This window comes from Shewanella sp. 11B5, from assembly GCF_002836795.1.
Lineage (GTDB): Bacteria > Pseudomonadota > Gammaproteobacteria > Enterobacterales > Shewanellaceae > Shewanella > Shewanella frigidimarina.
This window is the reverse complement of sequence record NZ_PJAP01000414.1, coordinates 1-5,080: the sequence shown is the minus strand read 5'-3', so window position 1 is coordinate 5,080 and position 5,080 is coordinate 1. Positions and strand designations below refer to the sequence as shown.

Annotated in this window: 3 protein-coding genes; 2 read left to right on the top strand and 1 reads right to left on the bottom strand. The window is 40.7% G+C overall.

What is annotated here, in order from left to right:
- Positions 1 to 31: 31 nt before the first annotated feature.
- Positions 32 to 1,468 carry an alanine/glycine:cation symporter family protein gene (locus CXF78_RS09630; RefSeq protein ID WP_041413660.1) on the bottom strand — a complete coding sequence of 479 codons (1,437 nt, stop codon included), beginning with the start codon at positions 1,466 to 1,468 and terminating at the stop codon, positions 32 to 34.
- A gap of 522 nt (positions 1,469 to 1,990) precedes the next feature.
- On the opposite strand from CXF78_RS09630, the gene CXF78_RS09625 reads away from it, so the two are divergent.
- Together CXF78_RS09625 and CXF78_RS09620 are read left to right on the top strand one after the other, a co-directional pair.
- The gene (locus CXF78_RS09625) at positions 1,991 to 4,357 is read left to right on the top strand and encodes a phosphoketolase family protein (protein WP_011638346.1); all 2,367 of its coding nucleotides are present in this window, start codon (positions 1,991 to 1,993) and stop codon (positions 4,355 to 4,357) included.
- Between the two features lie 390 nt (positions 4,358 to 4,747).
- Positions 4,748 to 5,080, top strand: a 333-nt coding sequence (locus CXF78_RS09620) for an outer membrane beta-barrel protein (RefSeq protein ID WP_180957101.1), incomplete at its 3' end; no start/stop codon positions are given.

Below are 5,080 nucleotides of genomic sequence, written 5' to 3'. Positions count from 1 at the left end.
TGGTTTTTTCGATTACCTTAATAGGTAAATATTATTTTTTGACCGGCTCTGCTGAGTTAGGCCAAATTTTTTCTTCTAATTGATCGGCTAATTCCGGAAACTTACTGGTGTCAAATACAGGATCAATACCGGCGTCTATCTGTTCACGGTAATCATTAATCACTCTAACCGCTAGACCAGACAACAAGACTAATGCCACTAAGTTAACAATGGCCATTAGCCCCATCGACACATCAGCTAAATCCCAAACCAAACTAATTTTAGCAAGAGAACCAAACATCACCATACCCAAAACCACTAAACGGAATATAGGTAAGGCTTTTTTACTATTGCCTGACAAGAACATGACATTAGTTTCGGCATATGAATAGTTGGCAATAATAGATGTAAAGCAAAAGAGTAAAATAGCAAAAGCAATAAATGCCCCGCCCCAATCACCTACATGACTGGTTAATGCACTAATAGTTTTAGCAATACCATCAGAGCTAGAGGCTGCATCACCGGATAATAAAATAATCGCTGCTGTTGCGGTACAAATAACAATTGTATCAACAAACACGCCCATCATTTGCACAAAACCTTGCGATGCTGGGTGGTTAGGGTTTGGTGATGCACTTGCCGCAACGTTAGCGGCACTTCCCATACCTGCTTCGTTTGAAAACAATCCTCGGGCAATACCAGCTTGCATTGCTTGTGAAACACTAAATGCAACACCACCTGCAGCGGCTTCTTGCCAACCAAATGCACTGTTAATAACTAACATGAATATGTCGGGTAACTTTTCAATATTCATACCCACAACGACAAAAGCAATAGCAATATAAGCAATAGCCATCACAGGCACAATTAACTCAGACGCTTTAGCAACCTTCTTAAGGCCTCCTACGATGACAAAGGCACTGCAAATAACAATGCCGATTCCAACATAGACGGGCTCAAAGCCAAACACTTGCGTCATCGCACCAGTTATAGTGTTAGCTTGAACAGCATTAAATACTAAACCAAAAGCTAGAATTAAAAAGATTGAGAAAAGCACGCCCATCCAACGTTGACCGAGACCTTTCTCCATATAATAAGCAGGCCCACCTCGGTACTGACCATCACCATCTTTCACTTTATAGACTTGCGCAAGTGTCGACTCAATCATTGCGGTTGCCATACCGAGAACCGCAATAGCCCACATCCAGAACACAGCACCGGGTCCTGCTGTACCAATGGCAACGGCCACACCGGCCATGTTACCGGCGCCTACACGCGCAGCCATGCTAGTACAAAAAACTTGAAATGATGATAAGCCATGCTTACCTGGGCGACGGCTAATAGCCAATACTTTAATGCCATGAACAAAGTGAGTGACTTGAATAAAACCGAGACGAATGGTGAAAAATAATCCCGCACCTACCAGCCCATAAACTAATAGCTTGCCCCAAAGCAGGCTATTCATGAAATTAATAATCGTTTCTAACATTGCCATATTGTCTAATCTTCCCCGTTATAAGGTTATTTTTCTGTATCAGGCTATTGCGCTGAATGTTAAATCACATAATGGACAGACCAGGCACTTCATATGCAAGCTGCTATGTGTCAAACGGTAAAACCAATAAAAGTGCCAAATAAAGGCGCCATTATAAAAGCTAATGATGGTGGATTAATAGGTATAGATCATCAAGGACAGTGAATGCTAAAACAACGTTACCTACCAGATACATTGCCTAAGTAAATAACACTTTGAAGCAACACAAATAAAACAAAAAACAACAAGTGACATCCATCACACTTTATCACTTCTATTATTAATGCTCTATGCTTAAAGCATTGGCAAATCGTTATTAAATTTCAAGTAATTATCGACATACTGGCCAAAATTGCGATCTAAACTAAAAGTGACTCGTCAAAAATTAGATAAAGGCCACATTATTGTAATTAAATTACAGATACAGTGTTCTCAAAGAAAGTTAAATAATTATTTTCACTTTTAATCGAGGTCACAATGACTAACTCAAATGAAATAACTGCACTAAAAAAATACGTACGAGCGACTAACTTCTTGGCGACATCGCAAATTTACCTGAAGCAAAACGTACTTTTTAAGCGTCCTTTACAACATACTGACATCAAGCCTCGTTTACTTGGTCACTGGGGAACATGTCCTGGTATCAACTTTGTTTACGCTAACGTCAACCGTCTTATTGTTAAGCATAAGCGTGAATTCATTTACCTTGTTGGTCCTGGCCACGGTTTCCCAGCAGTACAGGCTAACTTATTTGTAGAAGGTTCATTAAGCCATTTCTACCCAGAGACCATACCTTATACAGAAACGGGTATCGAAGATATCTGTAAAAAATTCTCAGCTGCTTATGGTTATCCATCACACGCAAACCCTGAAGCACCAGGTCAAATACTAGAAGGTGGTGAGCTTGGTTATTCACTTTCAGTTGCTTGGGGCTCTGTATTAGATAACCCAAATCTTATTGCCGCCTGTTTAATTGGTGACGGTGAAGCAGAAACAGGTCCATTAGCTGCATCTTGGTATGCCAACCGTTTAGTCTCACCAGATAACAACGGTGCAGTGCTACCAATCGTACATATTAACGGTTACAAAATTTCTGGCCCTACTCGTATGGGTCGTATGAGCCATGAGGAGCTAGATTTAGAATTCCGTGGTCTTGGTTATCACCCAATCATCGTTGACGATGAAATGGAAACCGATATTTTTGAACAGATGACTGCAGCAATGGACTTGTCATATGACATGATCAATGACATTCAACGTCGCGCACGTTCAGGCGAAGATGTCGTTAAACCACGCTGGCCAGTTATTTTAATGAGAACAGCAAAAGGTTGGACTGGTACCACTGAATATGATGGCAAAAAACTAGCAGGTAACTGCGAATCTCATCAAGTTATTGTGAGCAACTGCGCCAAAGATAAAGGCCATCTTGAAGCACTTGATAAGTGGTTGGCTAGCTACAAGTTTGACGAATTAGTGCAAACCACTGAAAGCGGTGAATTGATATTTGATAAAGACATTATGTCTTTGATGCCACCAAAAGAGTTATGTTGTGGTCGTCAACGTCTAAGTTACGGCGGTGAAGTGGTACGTGCTTTAGCAAATCCAGATTTAAACAAATTGGGTTACGGTTCAGAAACAGCTCGTGGTCAACGTGGTTTCTCAATGTTGAAAATGGGTGAGTGGATGCGTGATGCATTCAAACTAAATCGCGATCAACGTAACTTACGAATCTTCAGCCCTGATGAAACATACTCAAACCAACTACAAGCTGTGTTTGAAGAAACCGACCGCGCATGGCAGTGGCCAATCGAAAGCTGGGATCAAGATATGTCTCGCGATGGCCGCGTGATTGAACTGCTATCTGAAAATTTACTTTTCGGTATGCTACATGGTTACACAGTAACAGGTCGTCACGGTATGTTCCCTACCTACGAGGCTTTCTCACAAGTAGTGTCATCAATGGCGGATCAATACTGTAAATATGTTCATGCAAGCCAAGGCATCCATTTCCGTAAGCCTATCCCTGCATGTAACGTCGTATTGTCTTCATTATTAGAACGTCAAGATCACAACGGTTATTCTCACCAGAATCCGTCTTTCCTTGGCGCTATGCTAGAGAAGCACCCAAACATTATCTCTGCTTATTTACCAGCAGATGCTAACAGCACCTTGGTTTACACTGAACGTGCTTATGCTGATCGCGATAAACTGAACATTATCGTTGCTGGTAAGAAGTCTCTTCCACAGTGGTTATCACTGGATGAAGCCCGTAAGCAAGCAAAAGATGGCATCATGGTGTGGGATTTCGCCTCTGATGAAAACCCAGATGTAGTACTTGCAGGTTGTGGTGACTATGCAACGCAAGAATGTATGGCTTCATTGGTATTAATTCGTGAGATTTTACCAAGAGTTCGTATCCGTTTTGTGAGTGTGTCAGAACTTCACAGCAGCGGCCTAGGTAGCCTTAAGTTCCAAAGCAAGCCTTGGATGATGGATGAAGTCTTCACTGAAGATAAAGGCGTGGTATTTAACTACCATGGCTACCCAAACACCATCAAAAAGCTAGTGTTTGATTATAAAGGTAACCGTCGCTTCCGCATCAAAGGTTATGAAGAAGAAGGTTCAACTACAACTCCATTTGATATGGGCGTGCGTAACGGTACTTCTCGTTACCACCTAGTGATTGATATGGCATACAAGTTATTCCAACAAGGCGTAATTGATGAATCACAACATGTGACCATCACTACCGACATGTTACAACGCTTGGTAGACCATAAAAACTATATCAAAGCGAACGGCGTCGACCCTGAAGAGATCGAAAACTGGGTGTGGACTCGTTAACAACGACCACTGATGTAAAAATACGTCCTAATTGGGCGTATTTTTTTTTAATAGCTCAAAAAAAATAACTAGCCCCGTTACTTGAGTAACTCATTAAAAATATTAAGAATATTTTCAAAATAAATCTAATCATTTATATAGCCAAATAATTAACATTACCTTCTGTTTTTATTCACATTTTTAATAGCCTCCCTGTATGCTAATGAGGTGCTATGGTGAACCATTACAAAATATTAATCCTTTTTACTATGGAAAAACATCTAATTACCGACCATAATTGCGCCGCTGACTAAAATACAAAGAAACACCACATTAAGCGTCAGTAATGCATGACAATAACAACTCCGTTACATGCATATTTGGTGGAGTAAAATAACAATGGATGTATATATGATGAAGAACACATTAAAAGTAGTATTACTCACCTCTATGTTGCCTTTTGCTGCATCAGCTGCAGAAGAACTAACACCTTGGTATATCGGTGGTGGTGTAGGCGTCAATAACTATGAACCTAGCTGCGACCAAAAAACCATGAAAGTATGTGGTGAAGATGACCCATATGCTTGGGACTTGTTCGGCGGTTATTTATTCAACGAATACATTGGTATCGAATTAGGTTATCGTGATCTAGGACGTGCTGAATGGACTAATTACGATACTAAAAGCTACGATGTCGGAGCTACCGGCGTTAGTTTAGGTGTAGTTGGTTTTTACCCACTTGCA

What these genes read in the sequence shown, in the direction of transcription:
- CXF78_RS09625 (WP_011638346.1), top strand. Translation starts at nt 1,991, where the DNA reads ATGACTAACTCAAATGAAATAACTGCACTAAAAAAATACGTACGAGCG.
- CXF78_RS09630 (WP_041413660.1), bottom strand. Translation starts at nt 1,468, where the DNA reads ATGTTAGAAACGATTATTAATTTCATGAATAGCCTGCTTTGGGGCAAG.